Genomic DNA, 23,418 nt, shown 5'->3' with positions numbered 1-23,418 from the left:
ATCGTACGGCGCCTCCCGCGCCGGGCCCCACCGGCCGCGACCGCTCAGACCCGTGTCACGGACGACACGGGCATCATGCCCACCGGGTCGTAACGCACGGGCGCGCCGGGATAGGGGGCGTGGATGACCTGGCCGTTGCCCACATACATCCCGATGTGGCTGGCGTCCGAGCGGTAGGCGACGAGGTCGCCGGGCCGCGCCTGGGAGAGGGGGACCTGCCGTCCCGCGTACCGCTGGGCCTGCGAGGTGCGCGGCAGGCCGACACCCGCGCGCGCGTACGACCACTGCATCAGGCCCGAACAGTCGAACCCGGAGGGCCCGTTGGCGCCCCACACGTACGGCTTGCCGACCGCGGACATCGCGGCGGCGACCGCCGCGGCGGCCCGGCCGGACGACGGGAGGCCCGCGCCCGACAGGTCGGGGACGCCGTCGCGTTCGCCACCGCGCGAGGCGCGCTCGTAGGCCTCACGCTGCGAGGCGGGCAGGGAGTCGAGCAGGCGGCGGGCCTTGGCGAGCTTGCCCTGGACGGTCCGCTTGTGCCGCGCGACGGCCTTGCGGGAGCGCTCCAGGTCGACGAGCTTGCGGGTGGCCTCGGCGCGTTCCTGGGACAGGTCGCGCTGCGCCCGCTGCAGCTCGGTGAGTTCGCCGGCCTGGCGGGCGGTGACGCGGTTGAGGACGGACGCCTTGTCGAGATAGCCGTCGGGGTCCGACGACAGGAGCAGGGCGAGGGCGGGGTCGATGCCGCCCGAGCGGTACTGGGCGCTGGCCATCGAACCGAGGCCGGAGCGCATGGTGTTGATGCGCTCCTGCCCGCGGGCGACGCTGTCCTGAAGGTCCCCCAGTTCGTCGCGGAGCTTGTCGGCGCGCTCGTCGGCCTTGTTGAACGCCTCGGTGGCCTTCTCGGCCTGCTCGAGGAGGCGGTCGACCTCGGCCCGGGTGCCGGACGGGCGGTCCTGTGGCGCGGCGCCCGCGGGGGCGGCGGTGAGCCCGGCGGCGGCGGTGGCCGCCACGGCCGACAGGACGTACACAGTGGAGCCGCGCGCGCTCCGGTCGAGGCCGGACTGTGCGGGACGGCGATGGGACCCCACGGGTTGCGGCTCTCCTTTCCCGTCCCCCCGCCCCCACCGCCCCAGGGGCGGCAGGGCTCCGGAATGCGGGGCGACATTGACGTCCGCCCGGCACAGGCCCGGCTCCGGCCTGCGGGCCCACGACGCGGGCCCGCTTCCGGCGGGTTCCTGCTTCAAAGGCCCCTGCCGAAACCCTGGGTTCCGGTCTTCCGAGAGCCTCCACAGGCGTCACTTCCCGCCCGTCCGGCGGTAGGTACGCCAGCTCTCGCTGACGGACAGCGCGGAAGCTATCACGCAGCGCAGTGGACGGATTGCGGGGAATATGACTACGCCCCGGCATCGATGCAGGTCGATGCCGGGGCGCAAAGTCAGGGGGAGCTCAGGATGTTCGCCCGAACGGGCGCGTCATCGCGCGCCGCTGTCAGCCTCAGATGCGGACGCCGAACTGGAACGAACCGACGGTGCTCATCGACTCGTAACGGACGACGGCGCCGGGGTGCGGGGCGTGCAGCACCTGGCCGTTGCCGGCGTACAGGCCCACGTGCGCGAGGTTGTTGAAGAACACCAGGTCGCCGGGCTTGAGCTGGCTCATGCCGATCTTCGGGCCGTCGTTCTGCTGCGTGTAAGTGGTCCGGGTTATGCCCACACCGGCCTGTCCGTACGACCACTGGGTGAGCCCGGAGCAGTCGTAGGAGTTGGGGCCCGTGCCGCCGGAGACATACGGCTTGCCGAGCTGGGTCGCGGCGGCGCTCAGGGCGGCGGCGCCGCGCTTGGAGGCCGGGACCTCGTTGCCGAGGTCGACGCGGGCGCCGGCGGAGCGGCTCGCGCGGGCGTCGTCGGCGGCCATCTTCTGCCGCTCGGCGGCGGTGAGGGTGTTGAGGAGCTTCTGCGCGGCGCTGAGCTTGCTCTGGACCTGCTGCTTCTTCTTGCCGAGTTCCGTGCGGGTGTCGGCGAGGTCCTTGAGCTTGTCGGCGGCTTCCTGGCGCTCCTGCGCCAGCGAACGCTGCTTCTCCTGGATCTTCTTCAGGCCCTCGACCTGCTGACCGCTGAGCTGGTCGAGCGTGGAGGCCTTGTCCAGGAAGTCGTCCGGGTCGGCGGAGAGGAAGAGCTGGACGGAGGGGTCGATGCCGCCGGAGCGGTACTGGGCGCTGGCCATCGAACCGAGGCCGGAGCGCAGCTCGTTGAGGTCCTCCTGGCCGCGGGCGACCTTGTCCTGGAGGTCGCCGATCTCCTTCTCGAGCTTCTTCTGCTTCTCCTTGGCCCCGTTGTACTTGTCGGTGGCCTTCTCCGCCTCTTCGTAGAGCTTGTCGACCTTGGCCTTGACCTCGCTCTTGCTCGGCTTCGGCGCGGCCTGCGCGGCCTGCGACGTGAGGGCCACGGCTGCGGCGGCGGTTGCGGTGAGCACGGTCACACGGGTGCGGCTCGGCTGCTTGGGTCGACGGTGGGACGCCACGAAGGCGAGCTCCTTCTTCCTCCAGCCGCCTACCGACACGCCGGTGGGCGGTGACCCTCTGCCGTCACTCCCGATGAGCGATCACCCGAGCGGAGGTTCGAGGCCAGACCTTAGTGACCTTCTTGTGATCAGTTCAAATCCTGACGAGAAAAAAGTCAGTCACCGAGCGCATTCTTTGCACTCAACTCACGTGCGGTAATGCTCGTTTGACACTACGTTGCGTAAACGATCCGCCAATTCGGGCATCAGGCCCAGAAGTTACGTATGAGACCTACGTTGCCTATGTGGCGAAGGGCCGGAACTGCGCGGCGGTCGGTCAGCCGCGCGAGAGACGCTTCAGAAGCATCACTGAGGCGACGGGACGCGCACCCGACTTGGCGACCCCGTCGGCCACCTCGCGGTCCGTGGAGACGACCACGACGGGCCGTCCGGAGGGCTCGGCGCGCACCAGCTGGCGGATCAGCTCGTCGGCGGTGACACCCGCCTTCGAGAAGAGCACGCGCACCCCGCGCGGCGGCGCGAGCAGTACGGGCGCGGCGAGTTCGGCTCCGTCGAAGACACAGGTGACCTCGGCGCCGGTCTGCGCGGCGAGCTGGGAGAGCGAGCCGAGCAGCCTCAGCCGCTGCTTCTCCAGCGGCATCGTCGGATAGCCGGTCTTGGTGACGTTGTAGCCGTCGACCACGAGATGGGCCTGAGGCAGGGCGAGCAGCTGGTCCAGGATGGCGGGGTCGTGCTCGGACAGGGCGCGGGCCGCGATGTCCTTGGGCGACATCCGCCCGGGCTCGACGGCGTCCACGGTCTCGGCGGGGCGCACGGACACGGGCGGCAGCGCCAGCTCGCGGCGCAGCCCCTGCGCGGACTCCAGGACGGTGTCGAGCAGCAGCCGTACGCGCATGTCCTCGACGCTGCGGCCCTCGCGCGCCGCCTTGCGGGAGGCCTCGAGCGCCGCCTCCGTCTCGCCGAGCCGCGCCTTGAGCCGCCGCGTCTCGCTGTCGGCGGCGGACAGCTGTGCCTGCATCTCGGCCCGTAGGGCCTCGGTCTCGCCGTGGATCTTGCGCACGGCCGCCTCGCCGCGCTTGACGTCACTGAGCGCGCTGCGCAGCTTGCGGTGGAGGGACTCGGCCTCCTTCTTCGCCGACTCCAGCTCCGTGCGCAGCCGTTCGGTCTCGGACCTGGTCTGGTCGCGGGCGGCTCCGACCTCCGCGCGCAGCCGCTCCAGCTCGGCCCGCGCCTCCTCGTCGGCGCGCTCGGCGTCGGCCCGCACGGCCTCCTCGCCGGCGGCCGCGACGAGCTTCACCCAGCCGGTGGGCCGCAGCACATAGGCCGCGGCGGCCACGTCGAGGGGGTCGGCGGCGGGCGGCGGCGCCCCGGAGTCCAGGGCGCCGGAGAGCTCCGGCTGGGCGTCTCTGAGACGTTCGCCGATGCGCTGGCGGAAGAGAGTGTCGCCCTCAACCGCGGCGGCCATCGCATTGCCGGCGAACTTGGCACGCCGGGTCGGGGTGAAGCGCGCATACTGCCGCAACTGGGGCGGCAGTTCGGCGACTGTCAGCCCGCCGAAGCCGTCCGAGACGATCTGCACGACCCGGCGCCGAACACCTTCGGGCAACGGCCGGTCGAGCACCTCAGCGGCGCCGTCCCCGGCCTCCCCGCCTGCGCTCTCCACCATCCGTCACCCCAATGTCCGTATTTTCTGGGGGTTCGGCTCCCTCTCAGGAGCCGGCACCCGGCCTGTCCACGAGTTCGACCTGATCCACGGCGTTGCACCAGCGGCAGCGGACCGACTCGATGGTCTCACTGACCACCTCGCGTTCCTCCACCTTCGGGTCACCAGCGAGGTCGAGGTGCACGTATTCGACGACCTTCGACGAACGGGTCACGTCGAAACGCGTGAGGTTGCCGCAGAGAGTGCAGCGCCAACGGGTCTCGGCGGTCGGCAGGGGAACCGTCATCGGGGCTGTCGCCTTCTTTCGGGGTCGTACGTTTTCCGTGGTGCGTGGTGCCCGTAACCCTACGGCCTGGCGGGTACCCCCCGCGCGGGCGTCCACAGTGGGGAATCCCGGCAGGCCGTCTGGGCAGGTGTGCACCGTTACGTCATGATCTGTTGCATGATCGACAATCGGGGTGTGACGGCGGGCAGGACGGTCAGGTCGGCTGTCAGGAACCACCCGGCACCGGTGACGTACGGGCTGATCGCTCTGTGCTGCGTGGCGTTCGCACTGTCCCCGGCGTCCGGGCTCAACCCCGTCTACGGCACGGGCGACCGGCTGCTCGCGGCGCAGAGCGAGTACTTCGAGCGCTGGGGCGTGATCCCCGTCCAGCTGCTCACCGGCTCCCCACGCGCCGCGCTCACCACCGTCACGGCCCTCTTCGTCCACGGCAGCTGGCTGCACCTGCTGGGCAACATGCTCTTCCTGTACGTCTTCGGCGCGATGGTCGAAGAAGGAATGGGCCACCTCCAGTTCGCGCTCTTCTACGTGCTCTCCGGCTGCGCGGCACTGCTCGGCTACGCCATTGCGTACGCGAGCTCGGAGCAGACCCTGGTGGGCGCCTCGGGGGCGATCTCCGCGGTGCTCGGGGCGCTCCTGTATCTCTTCCCCAGGGCGCGCGTGACGAGCCTGTTCCCGTTCCTGTTCTTCCTGCCACTGCGGTTTCCCGCGTGGGTGGTGCTGCCGTTCTGGGTGGCGCTCCAGTGGGCGGCGGCCCGGCAGAGCGGCCAGGGGCCGGGAGTGGCCTACCTGGCGCACCTGGTCGGGTTCTCCGTCGGGTTCCTCTACGCGTGGGTGCGCTACAGAGGAAGAAAGCGGGGTGCGCAGAGCGGTTCTGTGCAAGGGCGGGGGCGGGAGACGGGAGGGCTAGAGTGAAAGCAGCCCCAGCCACGGCCACCGAGGGAGACAGCCAGCCGTGATCACCGCGATCGTGCTCATCAAGACCAGCGTGGACCGGATCCCCGAGATCGCCGAGTCGATCGCCGCCCTCGACAGCGTCAGCGAGGTCTTCTCCGTGACCGGTACGTACGACCTGATCGCCATGGTGCGCGTCGCGCGCCACGACGACCTGGCGGACGTCATCCCCGGGAAGATCAGCAAGATCCCGGGCGTGGAGGCGACGGACACGCACGTCGCGTTCCGCACGTACTCGCAGCACGACCTGGAGGCGGCGTTCGCGATCGGGCTCGACTCCTGATCCGGCCCGCTTGACGACCGAAGGCCGCCCCGAGGGGCGGCCTTCGTCATGTCCGGTGAGGTCGGCGGATCACACCGCCGGGACGCAACGCCCGTCCTCCGTGCGGTAGTTCCAGCGAGCGCCGTCGCGGACCAGCTCGGTGACGGCGCGGACGAAGCGCTCGACGTGCTCGTCCGGGGTGCCTGCGCCGAAGCTGACGCGGATCGCGTTGAGGGACTTCTCGCCGGGCGCGGCCTCGGGCGCCCCGCACTCCCCCTGCGACTGCGGGTCGCTGCCCAGCAGGGTGCGCACGAGGGGGTGGGCGCAGAAGAGGCCGTCGCGCACGCCGATGCCGTACTCGGCGGAGAGCGCGGCCGCGAAGTGCGAGCTGTTCCAGCCTTCGACGACGAACGAGATGACGCCGACGCGCGGGGCGTCGTCGCCGAACAGCGAGAGCACCTTCACCTCGGGCACGGCGGCGAGACCGTCGCGGACCTTGCCGATCAGGTACTGCTCGCGGGCGACGAGCGAGTCGAAGCCCGCCTCGGTGAGCGCCTTGCAGGCGGAGGCGATGGAGTAGACGCCGATGACGTTCGGCGAACCGGCCTCGTGGCGGGCGGCGCTGTCGTGCCACTCGACGTCCACACCGCCGTCGGCGCGCCGCGCGACCTTGCGGGAGGCGCCGCCGCCGGCGAGGTAGGGCTCGGAGCCCTGGAGCCAGTCGGCGCGGCCCGCGAGGACGCCGGAGCCGAAGGGCGCGTACAGCTTGTGCCCGGAGAAGGCGACCCAGTCGACATCGAGGTCCTGGATGTCGACGGGGTGGTGCGGGGCGAGCTGCGCGGCGTCGAGGACGATGCGGGCGCCGTGCGCGTGGGCCGCGGCGGCGAGCTCACGGACGGGCCACAGCTCGCCGGTGACGTTCGAGGCACCCGTGACGCACACCAGGGCGGGGCCGTAGGGGTCACGGTCGGCGAGGGCCCGCTCCAGGGTCTGGACGGCCTCGCCGGGCGTGCGCGGCGCGTTCAGGTACGTCACCCGGGCGTCGCGCCACGGCAGGAGCGAGGCGTGGTGCTCGGTCTCGAAGACGAAGACCTCGCAGTCGGCGGGGAGCACGGCGGCGAGCAGGTTGAGCGAGTCGGTGGTCGACCGGGTGAAGATCACCTGGTCGTCCGCGCGGCAGCCAAGGAACTCGGCGACGGTCGCGCGGGAGTTCTCGAAGAGGTCGGTCGACAGCTGCGACAGGTACCCGGCGCCGCGGTGCACGCTGCCGTAGTACGGCGCGTAGGCCGCCACGTCGTCCCAGACCCGCTGGAGCGCCGGGGCGCTGGCCGCGTAGTCGAGGGCCGCGTAGCTGACCTCGCCCCCGGTGACGAGCGGAACGGTGACATCCCGGCCCAGAACCGGCAGAGCGCCGGGAATTTCACGACAAAGCGACTGGTCGGCGGCAGCAGTGGGGACAGACATGGCGAACTCCCGTGAGAGACAAGCGAATTGACCATGCCGGAGCCAATGGCTCGACAGCACGGCTGAAAAGTGGAGAAGGGGGTGCGGAGGTGGGGCGGAGATGCCCTATCGCATTCGCTTGCTCACGAGACTGCTCCCTTGAGGACCAGGACCCCAGGGTGTGCAGGGGTCCGCGCTTGCAGAGCACCTTGCTGTGCACTGCCTGGTCTTCACCCGGGGCACCCCGCCACGGACGGAGGGTTGCCGGACAGCGAGCCGGGGCCTAATCGCTGTCACTCATGACCTGCCGAGAAGTATGCCAGCTGATCGCTTCATCGCAACAGCGTGTCCGCATCCCGGACTGAGCGTGGTGGGGAGGTGCCGGCCGGCACCTCCCCACCACTTCTGTCCTGCACGTTTACGCGTTGCTGGCCGCCACCCAGCGCTCCAGCGTCCGCTTCGCCGAGCCCGAGTCGATCGACTCCGCGGCGCGGGCCATGCCGGCCCGGATCTGGTCGGTCAGGGGGCCCTCGCCGGGCGTGAGAGCCACGAGCGCCGCCGCCGAGTTGAGCAGGACCGCGTCCCGTACCGGGCCCCTCTCACCGTCCAGCAGGCGGCGGGCCACCTCCGCGTTGTACGACGCGTCGGCGCCCCGCAGCGCGGACACCGGCACCAGGTCGATGCCGACGTCCCGCGGGTCGAAGGCCTCCTCGCGCACAGTGCCGTCCCGGACCACCCAGATCCGCGAGGTCGCCGTCGTCGTCAGCTCGTCCAGGCCGTCGTCGCCGCGGAAGACGAGGGACGAGTGGCCGCGCTCGGCGAAGACACCGGCCACGATGGGCGCCATCCGCGCGTCGGCGACACCGACGGCCTGGGCCCGCACCTTGGCAGGGTTGGTCAGCGGACCGAGGAAGTTGAACGTCGTGCGGATGCCCAGCTGGCCGCGGGCCGCCGCCACGTGCCGCAGCGCCGGGTGGAACTTCACGGCGAAACAGAACGTGATCCCGGCCTCCTCCGCGACCTCGGCCACGCGCTTCGGCGTCAGCTCCAGATTCACGCCGAGCTTCTCCAGGACGTCCGAGGCGCCGGACGCCGACGAGGCGGCGCGGTTGCCGTGCTTGACGACCTTGGCGCCCGTGCCCGCGATGACGATCGCCGACATCGTGGAGATGTTGACCGTCTTGGCGCCGTCGCCGCCCGTGCCGACGATGTCGACCGTGTCGCCCGGGACCTCGATCACGTTGGCGTGGTCGTACATGGACCGTACGAGGCCGGAGATCTCCTCCACGGTCTCGCCCTTGGCGCGCATGGCCACCGCGAACCCGGCGATCTGCGCGTCCGTGGCCTCGCCCCGCATGATGCGGTCCATGGCCCAGGCGGTGTCGTCGGCGCTCTGGTCGCGCCCTTCGAGGAGGCCGTTCAGGAGCTGGGGCCAGGAACGGCCCGCCGCGGTATTGCCTCCTGCGGGGGTCACAGCATTCATCTGCCGCTCCTGGTTTTCAGTGTGTAAGGGAACAAGGCCACCCTATCCAGCCCGGAGAGCGGCAAAGAGCCCCGTCCAGTGCCTGGACGGGGCTCTCACCGTGGCGACCGTGTGGTCAGGTCAGGTGATCAGTGGTGGCCGTGGCCGCTGGTGATCTCCTGGTACTCCTCGACAGTCGGCTTGGGGATCTGGCTCTCCTCGCCGTACATCCCCTCGGAGAGCTTGGCCCGCAGCTTCTCCGTACCGGACACCTTGCGCTCCACACCGTTCTCGTCGACCGTCGGGCCGACCTCGAGCGGCGCGTACTGCTCGTGCGCGGTGAGGGTGTGCAGGGCGTCGGGCCCGAGCGGCTCGTGGACCTCGATGAACTCACCGTGCGGCAGGCGCTTGATGAGGCCGGACTCGCGTCCGTGCAGCACCTTGTCCTTGTCGCGGCGCTGGAGGCCGAGGCAGATCCGCTTGGTGACGATGAAGGCCAGTACGGGCACGACGAAGAACCCGATACGCACGAACCAGGTGATCGCGTTGATCGACAGGTGGAAGTGCGTGGCCCAGAGGTCGTTACCACCACCGAGGAGCAGGACGAAGTACCAGCTGATCCAGGCGGCACCGAACGCGGTCCGGGTCGGGACGTTGCGCGGGCGGTCCAGGATGTGGTGCTCGCGCTTGTCGCCGGTGATCCAGGACTCGATGAACGGGTAGACCGCGATCACCACCAGGACCAGCGGGAAGATCATCAGCGGGATGAACACACCCAGGACGAGCGTGTGACCCCAGAGGTTGATCTCCCAGCCCGGCATGAAGCGGATCAGGCCCTCGGAGAAGCCCATGTACCAGTCGGGCTGCGCGCCGGTGGAGACCTGGTCGACCCGGTACGGGCCCATGGCCCAGATCGGGTTGACCGACGCGATCGCGGCGACGACCGCGATGACACCGAAGACCAGGAAGAAGAAGCCACCCGCCTTGGCCATGTAGACCGGGAGCAGCGGCATGCCGACGACGTTCTTGTTCGTCTTTCCGGGGCCCGCGAACTGCGTGTGCTTGTGGTAGAAGACCAGGATCAGGTGAGCGACCACGAGACCGAGCATGATGCCCGGCAGCAGCAGGATGTGGACCGAGTAGAACCGCGCGACGAAGTCGCCGCCCGGGAACTCGCCGCCGAAGAGGAAGAACGACAGGTACGTGCCGACGATCGGCACGGACAGGACCGCGCCCTCCATGAAGCGGACACCGGTGCCGGAGAGCAGGTCGTCCGGCAGCGAGTAACCGGTGAAGCCGGTGAACATGCCGAGGACGAACAGCAGGAAGCCGAATACCCAGTTGACCTCACGCGGCTTGCGGAACGCACCCGTGAAGAACACGCGCATCATGTGCACGAACATGCCGGCGAGGAAGATCAGCGCCGCCCAGTGGTGGATCTGCCGGATCAGCAGACCACCGCGCACCTCGAAGGAGATGTGCATGGTCGAGTTGAATGCCTCGGACATCAGCTGTCCCTGCAGCGGGACGTAGCTGCCGTGGTACTCCACCTCGTTCATCGACGGGTGGAAGAACAGCGTCAGGTACACACCCGTGAGGATGATGATGATGAAGCTGTAGAGGCAGATCTCACCGAGCATGAAGGACCAGTGGTCCGGGAAGATCTTGCGCATGTTGGCCTTGGCCAGGGAGTAGATCCCGAGCCGGCCGTCCGCCCAGTCGGCCACCCGCTCACCGGCGGGCGCCTTCTCGCGCGAGGACGCGTCGTTGGTCGTCGAAGTGCTCATCCGCGCTCCCAGAAAGCAGGACCGACGGGCTCTGCGAAGTCGCCGAGCGCCTGCAGGTAACCCTCGTCGTTCACGCCGATACGCAGCTGCGGGAGCGCGTGGCCGGCGGGACCGAAGATGACGCGGGCGCCGTCGGAGAGGTCGAAGGTGGACTGGTGACAGGGGCAGAGCACGTGGTGCGTCTGCTGCTCGTACAGGGAGATCGGGCAGCCCACGTGGGTGCAGACCTTCGAGTACGCGACGACACCCTCGTGGCCCCACGCGAGCTCTTGCTTGTCCTTGATCTCGTCCGGCTGGATCCGGACCAGCATCAGGGCGGCCTTGCCCATGACCTGCTGGAAGTCCTCGTCGTGCTCCTCCACGCCCTCGGGCTTGGCGAAGGTGAGCGAGCCGACCACGATGTCCGAAGGACGCAGCGGCTCGTTCGTGTTCATGTTGACGAGGAGCTTGCCCTTCTTCCACGCGGTGTGCCGGAGCTTGTCCTCCGGCAGCGGACCGAGGTCACGGAGAAGGACGATGCCGGAGAGCGGGACCATCGCGACCGCGCCGAAGAGCGTGTTGCGGATCAGCTTGCGCCGGCCGAACTGCGACTCCTTGGCGCCCTGCTTGAAGTCCGCCAGGACCTTCGCCTTGACCTCGGGCTCGGCCGAGATCGCGTGACGGTCGTCGGCGACCTCCACGTCGGACATCAGGGTGCGGGCCCAGTGGACCGCGCCCGCGCCGATGCAGAACAGCGCCAGGCCGAGCGTCATGCCGAGCGCGAAGTTCAGCGCGCTGATGTGCCCGATCGGCCAGATGAAGACGCTCTTGTCGGCCTTGATCGTCACGAACGCGGCGATGAAGGCGACCGTGGAGAGCATCGAGAGCGTGAACAGGAAGGCGACCACGCGCTCGGAGCGCCTGGCGGCCCGCTCGTCGATGTCCTGGATCCGGTGCTCGTGGGGCGGCAGCCCCGGATTGGCGAAGGGGTCTTCCTTCACCGCGACCGAGCCGTGCGGCTGGTCGGCGTCCTGCGCGCTGGGCAGGTTCTCTTCTGGAATCTCTTGACTACTCATGACTTCTTGGCCTTTGCGGTCCGAGCGGCGACCCAGACGGCGACGGCGACCAGGGCGCCGAGACCGAAGACCCAGGCGAACAGGCCTTCAGTGAACGGGCCGAGCCCGCCCAGCGTCAGCCCGCCGGGGCTCTCGGTCTCGTTGCCGTTGACCGCGTTGATGTACGCGATGATGTCCTTCTTGCTCTTCTCCGGCATCGTGGTGTCGGGGAAGGACGGCATGTTCTGCGGGCCCGTCTGCATGGCCTCGTAGATGTGCTTCGGGCTCACGTCCTCCAGGTTCGGCGCGAACTTGCCGTGTGTCAGCGCGCCGCCCTCACCGGTGAAGTTGTGGCACTGCGCGCAGTTGGTACGGAACAGCTCGCCACCGTTGGCGATGTCCGCACCCTCCGGGCTGACCTGGTTCTTCGTCGGGACGGTCGGACCGGCACCGAGCGAGGCGACGTACGCCGCGAGCTGGTCGATCTCGGCCTGCGAGTAGATGACCTTCTTCTTCGGGATCTGCGCGCCGGGCTGCTGCGCGGGCATGCGCCCGGTGCCGACCTGGAAGTCGACGGCCGCGGCGCCCACGCCCGTCAGCGGCGGACCGTCACTGGATCCCTGACCGCCGGTGCCGTGGCAGCTGGCGCAGCCAACGGCGTAGAGCTTCTTGCCCTCGTCGATGGCGAGGGACTGGGCGGTTTCGTCGGCCTGCGCCTTGCTCGCGGGTGCGAACGCGGCGTACAGCCCCCCGGTGGCCGCCAGCGCGAGGAGTAGGACGACGACCGCCGCCAGCGGATGGCGTCGTCGTGCGGAGAGCTTTTTCACGGATTACCCCGGTGTCAGGATCTTCTGCGTCGGTGCTTACTGGACGAGTCGGTACGTCGGGACGACGTGCCGGCTACTTGATCAAGTAGATCGTGGCGAAAAGGCCGATCCAGACGACATCGACGAAGTGCCAGTAATAGGACACGACGATGGCTGCGGTCGCCTGCTCATGGGTGAACTTGCTGGCCGCGTATGTGCGCCCGAGGACGAACAGGAAGGCGATGAGGCCGCCTGTCACGTGCAGTCCATGGAAGCCAGTCGTCAGGTAGAACACCGAGCCGTACGGGTCGGAGGACAGCGAGAGACCGTCCTTCGTGACCAGCTCGGTGTACTCGAAGATCTGACCGCCGATGAAGATCGCACCCATGATGAAGGTGACGATGAACCATGTCCTGAGCTTCTTCACATCCCCGCGCTCGGCGGCGAACACGCCGAGCTGACAGGTCAGTGAGGAGAGCACCAGGATCGTGGTGTTCGTCGCTGAGAACGGAACGTTCAGCGACTCGGCCATTTCCTTCCAGTGATCTGGCCCGGTCACCGATCGCAGGGTGAAGTACATCGCGAAGAGGGCCGCGAAGAACATCAGCTCGGAACTCAGCCAGATGATGGTTCCGACGCTGGTGAGGTTCGGCCGATTGACCGACGGGTGCGCGTGCCCGGTTTCTACTGTCGTTGCTGTCGCCACGACCGACATTATGTCGGTCGCTTATCTCGCGCTCACCCCGGGGGGTGCCGTTCGGAGTGTCTGTGGGGTGTGTCCAGCCCGTATGGCCCATCAGGGCGGTGTCCGAACCGGTGTTGACGGGGTGTCGAGAGGAGTAGGCTCCGCGCAACGCTTCCCCACCTTGATGAGTCAAAGACGCCGAAGTCTCGGAGGAACGATGCAGTCGACCGCGACGGTCCTGGTCTACAGCGACAACGCAAGCACCCGCGAACAGGTCCGCCTCGCGACCGGGCGCCGGCCCGCCGCCGACGCCCCCGAGATCGAGTTCGTCGAGTGCGCCACGCTCCCGGCGGTCCTCAAGGAGCTGGACCACGGCGGCATCGACGTCTGCGTCCTGGACGGCGAGGCCGTTCCCGCGGGCGGCATGGGTGTCTGCCGGCAGATCAAGGACGAGATCTTCCACTGCCCGCCGGTGCTGCTCCTGATGGGCCGCCCGCAGGACGCCTGGCTGGCCACCTGGAGCCGCGCCGAGGCCGCCGTGACGCTGCCGGTCGACCCGGTGGAGTTCGCGGGCACACTGGCCTCCCTGCTGCGCTCCCGGCGCGCCGTGGAGGCGTAGGGCGCTTCGGTACACGGACGGGGCGGCCCGCAGCGCTGCTGCGGGCCGCCCCGTCCGTGTGTGTTCCGGAGTCAGAAGTCTCACACCTCGGGGCTCAGCCGGGCCGCCTGGACCGTGCTGCGGCCGCCGTCCGTCGCGACCGCCTGGACGGCGCTGCCCTTCTCCCAGTTCTTCCAGCTGAGGTTCCAGTCGCCGAAGCCGTTGCCGAACGGGTCCATTTGCGCGCCGTTGCTGTTGACGACCTTCACGATGTCGCCGGTGCGGACGGTGTTGAAGAACCACTCGGCGTTGCTCATGCTCATGCCGGTGCAGCCGTGGCTGACGTTGGCGTACCCCTGCGAGCCCTGGGACCAGGGCGCGGCGTGCACGTATTCGCCGCTCCAGGTCACCCGGGTCGCGAAGTACACGGGCATGTCGTACGACTCCGACGAGCCCTCGGCGATGCCGATGCTGGTGCTGCGCATCCGTACGAAGCGTTCCTTGCCGAGTACGACCTTGACGCCGTTGCGGGTCTCGAAGCCGGGCTTGCCGGTGGTGACGGGGAGGGTGTTGATCACTCGGCCGTTGCGGTAGACCGTCATCTGGTGAGAGCCGGCGTCGGTCACGGCCTCTATTCGGTCGCCGATGGTGAGGCGAAGCGGCTTGGAGGCGCCGCCCCAGAGGCGGTCGCCGACCTTGATGCCGTCGAGGGTGCTGTGCGCCTCCACGGTGGCTCCTGCGGGCCAGTACTCCTCGGGGCGGAAGTGCAGCGTCTTGTCGTCCACCCACGTCCAGGAGCCCGCCACGGCGGGCTCCGAGTCGACCTTCAGGGCCCGCTCGACGACGGCCCGTGCGGCCTTGTCCTTGACGGCGGCGCTGAGTTCGGCGGTGACGGGCTGTCCGACGCCGTACTTGCCGGCCTCGGGGCCGAAGGTGACCTTCAGGGACTTCTTCTTGTTCGGGTGGCCCGTGTCGAAGGTGAGGACCTTGCGGCCGGGCGCGCCCTCGTCGTCCTCGGTGCTCACGTGCACCGTGTAGTGGGCGTCGGCGGCGAGCGGGGCGGTGCTGTGCCACCTGCTGCCGTCGGCGGACAGTTCGCCCACGACATAGCGGCCTATCTCGTCGGTGGCCGTGACATCGGTTATGCGTGCTTCGTCGCCCTCCGAGGTGATCTCTATGGGCTTGTCCGGGTCGGCCTTCTTGCTCCCGGACTCGCCGCTGAAGCCGATCTCGCCCGCCGCGTCGTACGGCTTGGCGGAGAGCGGGTGACTGGAGCCGCTGCAGCCCGTGACGCTCGCACCGAGTGCGGTCACCAGCAGAGTGCAGCCCATTACCATGCGAATTCTCGGTGAGTTGTTCATGAGCAACACGGTATGAACCCCCGCCGCCTGCGGCGCGTCGATTAGGCCGTCCGAGGCACGGCCGGGACGGGGCACGGCCGGGACGGGGCACGGGAAAGGGCCCGGTCACTCCGTCAGGAGTGTCCGGGCCCTTTCGGCGTCGTCCGGGCCCTACTGGGTCCGGTTCTCGCCGCGGTAGTACTCGAAGACCCAGCCCCACAGGCCGATCATGATGACCGGGGCCGAGAAGTACATCAGCCACCAGCCGAAGACGACGCCCATGAAGCCGAGCGCACCGCCGATGGCCAGAGCGAGCGGCTGCCAGCTGTGCGGGCTGAAGAAGCCCACCTCACCGGCGTCGTCCGCGACATCGGCCTCCTTGTTGTCCTGCGCACCCGTGTCGAGCCGCCGGGCCGTGAAGGCCAGGTAGTAACCGACCATGATGCACAGGCCGAAGGCCAGGAAGAGCGCCGTCGTTCCGGCGGGCTCCTTCGACCACACGCCGTAGACGATCGCCGTGGCGAGCACGAAGACGCTCAGCCAGATGAACATCTTGCCTTGGACCTTCACTTGCCGGCCTCCTTGCCACCGGAGAGAGCGTTGCCCCCGTGGCCGCCGTTCTGGAGCTGGTCCATCGCGGCGATCTCCGGGTGGTGCAGGTCGAACGCCGGCGATTCACTGCGAATGCGCGGCAGGGTGAGGAAGTTGTGCCGCGGCGGCGGGCAGGACGTCGCCCATTCGAGCGAACGGCCGTAGCCCCACGGGTCGTCGACCTCGACCTTCTTGCCGTACTTGGCGGTCTTCCACACGTTGTAGAAGAACGGCAGGATCGACAGACCGAGCAGGAACGAGGAGATCGTCGAGATCGTGTTCAGCGCGGTGAAGCCGTCGGCCGCGAGGTAGTCCGCGTAACGACGCGGCATGCCCTCGACGCCCAGCCAGTGCTGCACCAGGAACGTGCCGTGGAAGCCGATGAACAGCGTCCAGAACGTGATCTTGCCGAGCCGCTCGTCGAGCATCTTGCCCGTGAACTTCGGCCACCAGAAGTGGAATCCGGCGAACATCGCGAACACCACGGTGCCGAAGACGACGTAGTGGAAGTGCGCGACGACGAAGTACGAGTCCGAGACGTGGAAGTCCAGCGGCGGGGCCGCCAGGATGACGCCGGTCAGACCACCGAAGACGAAGGTGATCAGGAAGCCGATCGTCCAGAGCATCGGTGTCTCGAAGGACAATGAGCCCTTCCACATCGTGCCGATCCAGTTGAAGAACTTCACGCCTGTTGGTACGGCGATGAGGAACGTCATGAAGGAGAAGAACGGCAACAGCACGCCGCCGGTGACGTACATGTGGTGCGCCCACACGGTCACGGAGAGACCCGCGATCGCAATGGTCGCGCCGATCAGGCCCGAGTAGCCGAACATCGGCTTCCTCGAGAACACCGGGATCACTTCGGAAATGATTCCGAAGAATGGCAGCGCGATGATGTACACCTCTGGGTGTCCGAAGAACCAGAAGAGGTGTTGCCATAGCAAGGCGCCGCCATTACTGGCGTCGAACACATGGGCACCGAACTTACGGTCCGCCTCCAGGGCGAACAGCGCGGCGGCCAGGACCGGGAAGGCGAGCAGGACCAGGACGGCGGTCAGCAGCACGTTCCATACGAAGATCGGCATGCGGAACATCGTCATGCCGGGAGCGCGCATGCAGATGATCGTGGTGATGAAGTTGACCGCGCCGAGGATGGTGCCGAAGCCGGAGAAGGCCAGACCCATGATCCACATGTCGGCGCCGATGCCCGGGCTGCGGACCGCGTCCGACAGCGGGGAGTAGGCGAACCAGCCGAAGTCGGCCGCACCCTGCGGGGTGAGGAAACCGCCGACGGCGATGGTCGAGCCGAACAGGTAGAGCCAGTAGGCGAACATGTTCAGCCGCGGGAACGCCACGTCGGGCGCGCCGATCTGCAGCGGCATGATCCAGTTCGTGAAACCGGCGAACAGCGGCGTCGCGAACATCAGCAGCATGATCGTGCCGTGCATCGTGAACGCCTGGTTGAACTGCTCGTTCGACATGATCTGGTTGCCGGGACGAGCGAGTTCGGCGCGCATGAAGAGCGCCATGATTCCGCCGATGCAGAAGAACGCGAACGACGTGACCAGGTAGAGCGTGCCGATCGTCTTGTGGTCAGTGGTGGTCAGCCACTTGACGACGACATTCCCCGGCTGCTTGCGCCTGACCGGCAGCTCGTTCTCGTACGAGTCGTCAGCTGCGGCGGCACCCTGAGGTTCGTTGAGGATGCTCACAGGTTGTTCGTCTCCCGGTTCTTCTCGTGGCTCGTCTGCGCGATGCCGGACGGGATGTAACCGGTCTGCCCCTTCTTCACGAGGTCCTTGAGGTGCTGCTGGTAGCGCTCAGGAGAGACGACCTTCACGTTGAACAGCATGCGCGAGTGGTCGACGCCGCAAAGCTCGGCGCACTTGCCCATGAAGGTGCCCTCCCGGTTGGGAGTCACCTCGAAGGCGTTGGTGTGGCCCGGAATGACGTCCTGCTTCATCAGGAACGGCACCACCCAGAAGTCATGGATGACGTCGCGCGAGGTGAGGACGAACCGGACCTTCTCGCCCTTGGGGAGCCAGAGGGTGGGGCCGGGGTTCTTCGTCTGCGGGTTCACCGACGCCGGGGTACCGGCCTCGTAGACGCCGCCGGCGTTCGCCGGGAAGTCCTCGATGAAGCGGTCCGGAATGCCGGCCAGTTCCTTCGAGGTCTTCGCGTCACCCGTGGAGCCGGGCACGTTCTCGACGTAGTTGAAGCCCCAGCTCCACTGATAGCCGACCACGTTGATGGTGTGGGCCGGCTTGTCGTCGAGGCTGAGGAGCTTCGTCTCGTCTCGCGCCGTGAAGTAGAAGAGGACCGAGACGATGATGAGGGGTACCACCGTGTACAGCGCCTCGAGCGGCATGTTGTACCGCGTCTGCGTTGGTACCTCGATCTTGGTGCGGCTGCGCCGGTGGAAGATGATGCTCCACAGGATCAGGCCCCAGACAAGGACACCCGTGGCGAGCGCTGCCGCCCACGAGCCCTGCCAGAGGGAGAGGATCCTGGGACCTTCTTCCGTAACCGGGGTCGGCATACCAAGACGAGGAAAGTCCTTGTATGTGCAACCAGTAGCGGTTACCAGGATCAGGCCCGCAGTCAGCACCTGCGGCAGCTTCCGCCGCATCGGGCGCCGCGACGAGCGGTCGGAGCCGTTGGGACTCACGTAGCGCCTTCCCGAGAGTCTCGCCCGCGCTGGTTGGCTACGGCCGTCTCGCTGGTCGCTCGCCGCCCTGGCACACGGGCAGGGGTTTGGATGTTTATGCGGACCAAACCCTACTGGACGCTATTTGGGGTCGCGCGGGGAGGGTGCCTAACGCGCCGCGGGTCACTCAGAAGGGGTGGAAGTTGCTGTTCCGGGGGGATCTGACGGGGGATCGGGGGGATGTCCGGTGGGTGACGGGCGCGGGTGGTCCGGCGGGTGCGCGCTCCGGGTGGCCGGTCACCCCCTCCCCTCACCCCTTGCGGGAGGCCACGCTCACCCGGGGCTTTACCGTTGTGGTGTGTCCTACTTCGACGCTGCCTCCTCCGCTCCCCTGCACCCCGTGGCCCGGCAGGCGCTGCTCGCCTCGCTCGACGAGGGGTGGGCCGACCCCGCCCGGCTCTACCGCGAGGGGAGGCGGGCCCGGCTGCTGCTCGACGCCGCCCGTGAGGCCGCCGCCGATGCCGTGGGCTGCCGCCCGGACGAGCTTGTTTTCACCCCTTCGGGGACGCGTGCGGTGCACTCCGGGATCTCCGGCGCGCTCGCGGGACGTCGGCGGGCCGGCCGGCACCTGGTGGTTTCCGCGGTCGAGCACTCCTCAGTACTCCATTCGGCTGCCGCGCTGGAGGCGGACGGCGGTTCGGTGACCGAGGTGGGCGTGGACCGGGCCGGTTCCGTCTCCCCCGCCGCGTACGCCGAAGCGCTCAGGGAGGACACGGCGCTCGCCTGCCTCCAGTCCGCCAACCACGAGGTGGGGACGGTGCAGCCGGTGGCCGAGGTCGCCGCGGCGTGCCGGGCCGCCGGGGTGCCGCTGCTCGTGGACGCGGCGCAGTCGCTGGCGTGGGGTCCGGTCGAGGGTGACTGGTCACTGCTGGCGGGCAGCGCGCACAAGTGGGGCGGCCCGGCGGGCGTCGGACTGCTCGTCGTGCGCAAGGGGGTGCGGTTCGCGCCCCAAGGCCCCGCGGACGAACGGGAGTCGGGGCGGGCGGCCGGCTTCGAGAACATTCCGGCCGTCGTGGCGGCGGCTGCCTCACTGCGGGCGGTGCGGGCCGAGGCGGCGGAGGAGGACGCGCGGCTGCGGGAGTTGACGGAGCGGATCCGGGCGCGTGTCCCGGGGCTCGTGCCCGATGTCGAGGTGGTGGGCGACCCGGTGCGGCGGCTGCCCCACGTGGTCACCTTCTCCTGTCTCTATGTCGACGGAGAGACTCTGCTGCACGAGCTGGACCGGGCCGGTTTTTCTGTTTCGTCCGGATCGTCGTGCACGAGCAGCACGCTGACGCCGAGCCATGTGCTCAAGGCGATGGGGGTGCTGAGCGAGGGGAACGTACGGGTGTCGCTGCCGCTCGGGACGGCCGAGGGCGACGTCGAGCGGTTCCTCGAGGTGCTGCCGGGGACGGTCGCTTCGGTACGGGAGCGGCTCGGGGCGACGGCCGTGACCGCGCCCGCCCCCGCGCCGGCGAGTGCGCCCTCACTCGTGGTCGACGCGCTCGGGAAGCGGTGCCCGATCCCCGTCATCGAACTGGCGAAGGTGATCGGGGACGTCCCGGTGGGCGGGACGGTGACCGTGCTCGCCGACGACGAGGCGGCGCGGCTCGACATCCCGGCGTGGTGCGAGATGCGGAGCCAGCAGTACGTCGGAGAGGAGCCGGCGGAGCGCGGTGCCGCCTATGTGGTCCGCCGGCTCTCCTGACGGGACTACGTCAGGTACTCCTTGACCTCGGCCGCGGCCTCGTGGCCGTACGCCTTGGTGAAGCGGTCCATGAAGTGGCCGCGGCGCAGCTGGTACTCCTGCGTACCGAGGGTCTCGATGACCAGCGTGGCGAGCATGCAGCCGACCTGGGCGGCGCGCTCATGGCCGACGCCCCAGGCCAGGCCGGACAGGAAGCCCGCGCGGAACGCGTCGCCGACGCCGGTCGGGTCGACCTTGGCCTCCTCCTCGGCGCAGCCGACCTCGATCGGGTCCTCGCCGACGCCCTCGATGCGGACGCCGCGCGAGCCGAGGGTCGTGACGCGGTGGCCGACCTTGCCGAGGATCTCCTCGTCGGTCCAGCCGGTCTTGCTCTCGATGAGGCCCTTCTCGTACTCGTTCGAGAAGAGGTACGTGGCGCCGTCCAGGAGCGTGCGGATCTCGTCGCCGCTCATCCGGGCGATCTGCTGCGAGAAGTCCGCGGCGAACGGGATGGAGCGCGAGCGGCACTCCTCCGTGTGACGGAGCATGCCCTCCGGGTCGTCCGCGCCGATCAGGACCAGGTCGAGGCCGCCGACGCGCTCGGCGACGGACTGCAGCTCGATGAGGCGGGCCTCGCTCATGGCGCCCGTGTAGAAGGAGCCGATCTGGTTGTGGTCGGCGTCCGTGGTGCAGACGAAGCGGGCCGTGTGCAGGACCTCGGAGATGCGCACGGAGGCGGTGTCCACGCCGTGTCGGTCGAGCCAGGCGCGGTACTCGTCGAAGTCGGAGCCCGCGGCACCGACCAGGATCGGGTCCGTGCCGAGCTGCCCCATGCCGAACGCGATGTTCGCGCCGACACCGCCCCGGCGGACGTCGAGGTTGTCGACGAGGAAGGAGAGGGAGACCGTGTGCAGCTGATCCGCGACCAGCTGGTCGGCGAAACGGCCGGGGAAGGTCATGAGGTGGTCGGTGGCGATGGAACCGGTGACTGCGATACGCACGGCGTGGTCACGTCTTCCTGAGCGGAGGGGGTTGACGCTTTACGCTACCGGGTCGCGTCCGTCCGGCCGAAGGGGCAAAATTACCCGATAGTAGGGCTTTCTTCGCGGGGCCGGACCTGCATAGCGTTCCTCTATGACGAACCTCAAGGTCCGCACCGCGTCCGCGCCGCTCGACCTCGAAGGCGGCCTCGCATCCCTGCGCGGCGACTGCGCCCGAATGGCCCCGCACTGGACGGCCCCCGCCAAGGACAAGCAGACTCCCGTCGCCCCCTCCCTCCCCCACGGCGTCGTCGTGCCCTCCAAGTCCGCGCGGCTCATCGACTCGATGTCCGAATACGGGGACTAGAGGCGGGCCGGCGCGGGCCCTGGGGAGCGAGGAGGGAACCGCACACTCCCCCGCCGCGTCCCATCGCTGTCCCCCGTAAAGGGGATACGGCGTACGACGCGGCAGTTGAAGGAGCGATGCAGTGAGCACCGAGCAGACGCAGGATCGACACCGGGGGCGGTCCCCGCTGGCCGTCGCCTCGGTCGCGGCAGCGGTACTCCTCGTCGGTGGCGGTGGCGCGTATTTCGCGGCGACCTCGGCCGACGGCGACGGCCGCGGCGGCACCCCGGCGGCGGGCGACGACTCCACTCCCCCGCCGCTCGCCCTGGACGGCTACCGGGAGGGCGGTACGGGCTCCACCTCGGGGATCGCGCCGGGTGAGCCCGACCCGAACGGCACCCGTTACCGGGCCGACGGCAAGCTCCCGACGGGCCCCGGCGACGCCCCCGTCTACCGGACCGAGGGCAAGGTGACCGCGGCCGATGTCGCCGCGCTCGCCAGGACGCTCGACGCGCAGGGCACCCCGCGCCTGGAGAACGGCGCCTGGAAGGTGGGCCCGGCCAAGGACGGCTCGGGCCCCTCGCTCCAGGTGACCGAGCGATCCCCCGGCGCATGGACGTATGCGCGCTACGCACCGTCCGCGGGCCACAAGTGCGCGAGCCCCACCAAGTGCACCGAGGCGCCGGGGAACGGCAGCGCCAAGGACGCCGTGAGCGAGGACGCCGCGAAGCAGGCGGCCGCTCCGGTCCTCAAGGCGCTCGGCCAGGACGACGCGAAGCTCGACGCGCGCCAACTGATGGGCGCGATACGGGTGGTGAACGCGGAGCCCCGCGTGGGCGACCTGCCCACGTACGGCTGGACCACGGGCGTCCAGGTCGGCTCGGACGGTCAAGTGGTGGGTGGCAGCGGCCAGTTGAAGAAGCCGGCCAAGGGTGACACGTATCCCGTGATCAGTGCGCAGAAGACGCTCGATCTGCTCAACTCCACGGCTGTCGGGGCCGGTCGCGTCGGTATCGGCGGCTGTGCGAGCCCGGTGCCGGTGAAGGAGCGGGACGAGGCGCCGTGCAAGGCGCCGACGAAGCTGCCCGCGGCGGAGCCCGTCCATGTCACGGGTGCGACGTTCGGGCTCGCGGCTCAGTTCACGCAGGGGCGGCAGATCCTCGTACCGTCGTGGCTGTTCCAGGTGAGGCCGCAGGGCGGGCAGGCGGCCTTCACGGTGACGCATCCCGCGGTGGACCCGAAGTTCCTGACGTCGCCGCAAGCGCAGGGGCCGACCGGCAAGCCGAGCCCGCGGCCGAGCGTGCAGCCCGGTGACCGGGGGACCGACACCCGCAATGTGCGCCCCGACGGCTACAGCGGGGACGGGCGGACGCTGACGGCGCACTTCACGGGCGGCGTGTGCAGCACCTACACGGCCTCGGCGACGGAGCAGGACGGCAAGGTCGCCCTGAAGGTCACGGAGACGCGGAAGAAGGGCACGGTCTGCGTCGCGATGGCGAAGTTCTACACGCTGCCGGTGACGCTGGACGAGCCGCTCGACGGCCGGAAGGTCGTGGACTCGAACGACCGGGCGGTGCCGCACGCGGACGGCAGCCGGGGGCACGCGCCGGCGCCGCAGAGCTGACGTCGCAGCAAAACGCGAAGCGGCGGTTCCCCCTCGAGCAGGGAACCGCCGCTTCGCGTATGTACGGGTTCAGGCTCAGCTGAACGAGTCGCCGCAGGCGCAGGAGCCCGTGGCGTTCGGGTTGTCGATCGTGAAGCCCTGCTTCTCGATGGTGTCGACGAAGTCGACGGAGGCGCCGCCCAGGTACGGGGCGCTCATGCGGTCGGTGACGACCTTGACGCCACCGAAGTCCTTCACGACGTCCCCGTCGAGGGAGCGCTCGTCGAAGAAGAGCTGGTAACGCAGGCCGGAGCAGCCTCCGGGCTGTACGGCGACGCGCAGCGCCAGGTCGTCGCGCCCTTCCTGGTCAAGGAGGGCCTTGACCTTGGCCGCGGCGGCGTCGGACAGGAGGATGCCGTCGCTCACGGTGGTGGTCTCGTCCGATACGGACATCTGCTTCTCTCCAGGGTTGTACGGAGACTGCTTGCCGACGTTCCAACCGGCGGGGCCGCGGTTTCATTCCGGCCCTGGCGCTCGTGTTTCGCCTCTCGGCGAGTTCGGCTTCCTTACCTTTTCATGCTCGCACACCCGGCGCGCGACGGGCACGGGCCGGTCCACGCGGATTGCGTCACATCGACACGATGGCGATCGTCATTCTGACGTGAAGCAGTTATGATAGATAGCGTCA

At 69.0% G+C, this 23,418-nt stretch carries 22 protein-coding genes and 1 riboswitch; of the genes, 6 read left to right on the top strand and 16 right to left on the bottom strand.

Going from position 1 to position 23,418, the window contains the following annotated elements; translation table 11 throughout:
- Positions 1–44 precede the first annotated feature (44 nt).
- From OG698_RS32600 to OG698_RS32585, 4 genes are all read right to left on the bottom strand, one after another.
- Complete coding sequence (locus tag OG698_RS32600) at positions 45–1,088, bottom strand: NlpC/P60 family protein (protein WP_406107270.1); 1,044 nt, start codon at positions 1,086–1,088, stop codon at positions 45–47.
- Positions 1,089–1,494: 406 nt separating this feature from the next.
- Complete coding sequence (locus tag OG698_RS32595) at positions 1,495–2,520, bottom strand: NlpC/P60 family protein (RefSeq protein WP_406107268.1); 1,026 nt, start codon at positions 2,518–2,520, stop codon at positions 1,495–1,497.
- 316 nt (positions 2,521–2,836) lie between these two features.
- Positions 2,837–4,186, bottom strand: coding sequence for an NYN domain-containing protein (locus OG698_RS32590; RefSeq protein ID WP_406107266.1), 1,350 nt, complete (start codon positions 4,184–4,186; stop codon positions 2,837–2,839).
- 43 nt (positions 4,187–4,229) lie between these two features.
- Positions 4,230–4,469 (bottom strand): hypothetical protein, encoded by a 240-nt coding sequence (locus OG698_RS32585; RefSeq protein WP_100592168.1) that lies wholly within the window; start codon positions 4,467–4,469, stop codon positions 4,230–4,232.
- A 156-nt stretch (positions 4,470–4,625) separates the two neighbouring features.
- Here OG698_RS32585 and OG698_RS32580 point away from each other — a divergent pair, with 156 nt between their 5' ends.
- Positions 4,626–5,381 carry a rhomboid family intramembrane serine protease gene (locus tag OG698_RS32580; protein WP_406107264.1) on the top strand — a complete coding sequence of 252 codons (756 nt, stop codon included), beginning with the start codon at positions 4,626–4,628 and terminating at the stop codon, positions 5,379–5,381.
- 40 nt (positions 5,382–5,421) lie between these two features.
- Positions 5,422–5,703 carry an Lrp/AsnC family transcriptional regulator gene (locus OG698_RS32575; protein WP_100592167.1) on the top strand — a complete coding sequence of 94 codons (282 nt, stop codon included), beginning with the start codon at positions 5,422–5,424 and terminating at the stop codon, positions 5,701–5,703.
- Between the two features lie 69 nt (positions 5,704–5,772).
- Here the strand turns inward: OG698_RS32575 and OG698_RS32570 are convergent, their stop codons facing one another.
- From OG698_RS32570 to OG698_RS32545, 6 genes are all read right to left on the bottom strand, one after another.
- The gene (locus OG698_RS32570; RefSeq protein WP_406107263.1) at positions 5,773–7,146 is read right to left on the bottom strand and encodes an aminotransferase class V-fold PLP-dependent enzyme; all 1,374 of its coding nucleotides are present in this window, start codon (positions 7,144–7,146) and stop codon (positions 5,773–5,775) included.
- A gap of 167 nt (positions 7,147–7,313) precedes the next feature.
- A riboswitch (SAM riboswitch) is annotated at positions 7,314–7,430 on the bottom strand.
- 113 nt (positions 7,431–7,543) lie between these two features.
- On the bottom strand, positions 7,544–8,608 hold the full coding sequence (trpD, locus tag OG698_RS32565) for an anthranilate phosphoribosyltransferase (RefSeq protein ID WP_399968432.1): 1,065 nt from the start codon (positions 8,606–8,608) through the stop codon (positions 7,544–7,546).
- 128 nt (positions 8,609–8,736) lie between these two features.
- Complete coding sequence (locus OG698_RS32560; RefSeq protein ID WP_406107262.1) at positions 8,737–10,374, bottom strand: cytochrome bc complex cytochrome b subunit; 1,638 nt, start codon at positions 10,372–10,374, stop codon at positions 8,737–8,739.
- Positions 10,371–11,429, bottom strand: a complete 1,059-nt coding sequence (locus OG698_RS32555; protein ID WP_399968437.1) for a Rieske 2Fe-2S domain-containing protein — start codon at positions 11,427–11,429, stop codon at positions 10,371–10,373. The genes OG698_RS32560 and OG698_RS32555 overlap by 4 nt, the downstream gene beginning before the upstream one ends.
- Positions 11,426–12,235, bottom strand: a complete 810-nt coding sequence (locus OG698_RS32550) for a c-type cytochrome (protein ID WP_100592162.1) — start codon at positions 12,233–12,235, stop codon at positions 11,426–11,428. The genes OG698_RS32555 and OG698_RS32550 overlap by 4 nt, the downstream gene beginning before the upstream one ends.
- Before the next feature lie 73 nt (positions 12,236–12,308).
- Positions 12,309–12,929, bottom strand: a complete 621-nt coding sequence (locus OG698_RS32545; RefSeq protein ID WP_406107260.1) for a heme-copper oxidase subunit III — start codon at positions 12,927–12,929, stop codon at positions 12,309–12,311.
- 187 nt (positions 12,930–13,116) lie between these two features.
- On the opposite strand from OG698_RS32545, the gene OG698_RS32540 reads away from it, so the two are divergent.
- On the top strand, positions 13,117–13,518 hold the full coding sequence (locus OG698_RS32540) for a hypothetical protein (protein WP_406107258.1): 402 nt from the start codon (positions 13,117–13,119) through the stop codon (positions 13,516–13,518).
- Between the two features lie 80 nt (positions 13,519–13,598).
- On the opposite strand, the gene OG698_RS32535 is transcribed toward OG698_RS32540, so the two are convergent.
- From OG698_RS32535 to coxB, 4 genes are all read right to left on the bottom strand, one after another.
- Positions 13,599–14,858, bottom strand: coding sequence for an Ig-like domain-containing protein (locus OG698_RS32535; RefSeq protein ID WP_406107257.1), 1,260 nt, complete (start codon positions 14,856–14,858; stop codon positions 13,599–13,601).
- A 150-nt stretch (positions 14,859–15,008) separates the two neighbouring features.
- Positions 15,009–15,407, bottom strand: coding sequence for a cytochrome c oxidase subunit 4 (locus OG698_RS32530; RefSeq protein WP_406107255.1), 399 nt, complete (start codon positions 15,405–15,407; stop codon positions 15,009–15,011).
- Positions 15,404–17,140, bottom strand: coding sequence for a cytochrome c oxidase subunit I (ctaD, locus tag OG698_RS32525; RefSeq protein WP_406107253.1), 1,737 nt, complete (start codon positions 17,138–17,140; stop codon positions 15,404–15,406). The genes OG698_RS32530 and ctaD overlap by 4 nt, the downstream gene beginning before the upstream one ends.
- Positions 17,137–18,096, bottom strand: coding sequence for a cytochrome c oxidase subunit II (gene coxB, locus OG698_RS32520; RefSeq protein ID WP_406107251.1), 960 nt, complete (start codon positions 18,094–18,096; stop codon positions 17,137–17,139). Before coxB ends, ctaD begins: the two co-directional genes overlap by 4 nt.
- 337 nt (positions 18,097–18,433) lie before the next feature.
- On the opposite strand from coxB, the gene OG698_RS32515 reads away from it, so the two are divergent.
- A complete protein-coding gene (locus OG698_RS32515) occupies positions 18,434–19,822 on the top strand; it encodes a cysteine desulfurase/sulfurtransferase TusA family protein (RefSeq protein ID WP_406107250.1) in 1,389 nt (462 codons plus the stop codon).
- 5 nt (positions 19,823–19,827) lie between these two features.
- Here OG698_RS32515 and OG698_RS32510 read toward each other — a convergent pair whose 3' ends face one another.
- Positions 19,828–20,802: a carbohydrate kinase family protein gene (locus tag OG698_RS32510; RefSeq protein WP_406107249.1), complete on the bottom strand. Its 975-nt coding sequence runs from the start codon at positions 20,800–20,802 to the stop codon at positions 19,828–19,830.
- A gap of 133 nt (positions 20,803–20,935) precedes the next feature.
- Here OG698_RS32510 and OG698_RS32505 point away from each other — a divergent pair, with 133 nt between their 5' ends.
- Both OG698_RS32505 and OG698_RS32500 read left to right on the top strand, forming a co-directional pair.
- The gene (locus OG698_RS32505) at positions 20,936–21,148 is read left to right on the top strand and encodes a hypothetical protein (RefSeq protein ID WP_326713372.1); all 213 of its coding nucleotides are present in this window, start codon (positions 20,936–20,938) and stop codon (positions 21,146–21,148) included.
- Between the two features lie 121 nt (positions 21,149–21,269).
- Entirely contained in the window at positions 21,270–22,751 is a 1,482-nt protein-coding gene (locus OG698_RS32500) for a hypothetical protein (protein WP_406107247.1), read from the top strand.
- A gap of 75 nt (positions 22,752–22,826) precedes the next feature.
- Here OG698_RS32500 and OG698_RS32495 read toward each other — a convergent pair whose 3' ends face one another.
- On the bottom strand, positions 22,827–23,183 hold the full coding sequence (locus OG698_RS32495; RefSeq protein WP_100592151.1) for an iron-sulfur cluster assembly accessory protein: 357 nt from the start codon (positions 23,181–23,183) through the stop codon (positions 22,827–22,829).
- Between the last annotated feature and the right edge of the window lie 235 nt (positions 23,184–23,418).

The organism is Streptomyces sp. NBC_01003, assembly GCF_045162695.1.
Lineage (GTDB): Bacteria > Actinomycetota > Actinomycetes > Streptomycetales > Streptomycetaceae > Streptomyces.
This window is presented reverse-complemented; position numbering and strand designations above follow the sequence as displayed.

Coding starts and splice junctions, on each gene's coding strand:
- OG698_RS32590 (WP_406107266.1), bottom strand. CDS start 4,186: ATGGTGGAGAGCGCAGGCGGGGAGGCCGGGGACGGCGCCGCTGAGGTG.
- OG698_RS32585 (WP_100592168.1), bottom strand. CDS start 4,469: ATGACGGTTCCCCTGCCGACCGCCGAGACCCGTTGGCGCTGCACTCTC.
- OG698_RS32580 (WP_406107264.1), top strand. CDS start 4,626: ATGATCGACAATCGGGGTGTGACGGCGGGCAGGACGGTCAGGTCGGCT.
- OG698_RS32570 (WP_406107263.1), bottom strand. CDS start 7,146: ATGTCTGTCCCCACTGCTGCCGCCGACCAGTCGCTTTGTCGTGAAATT.
- trpD (WP_399968432.1), bottom strand. CDS start 8,608: ATGAATGCTGTGACCCCCGCAGGAGGCAATACCGCGGCGGGCCGTTCC.
- OG698_RS32560 (WP_406107262.1), bottom strand. CDS start 10,374: ATGAGCACTTCGACGACCAACGACGCGTCCTCGCGCGAGAAGGCGCCC.
- OG698_RS32555 (WP_399968437.1), bottom strand. CDS start 11,429: ATGAGTAGTCAAGAGATTCCAGAAGAGAACCTGCCCAGCGCGCAGGAC.
- OG698_RS32545 (WP_406107260.1), bottom strand. CDS start 12,929: ATGTCGGTCGTGGCGACAGCAACGACAGTAGAAACCGGGCACGCGCAC.
- OG698_RS32540 (WP_406107258.1), top strand. CDS start 13,117: ATGCAGTCGACCGCGACGGTCCTGGTCTACAGCGACAACGCAAGCACC.
- OG698_RS32535 (WP_406107257.1), bottom strand. CDS start 14,858: ATGAACAACTCACCGAGAATTCGCATGGTAATGGGCTGCACTCTGCTG.
- OG698_RS32505 (WP_326713372.1), top strand. CDS start 20,936: ATGACGAACCTCAAGGTCCGCACCGCGTCCGCGCCGCTCGACCTCGAA.
- OG698_RS32495 (WP_100592151.1), bottom strand. CDS start 23,183: ATGTCCGTATCGGACGAGACCACCACCGTGAGCGACGGCATCCTCCTG.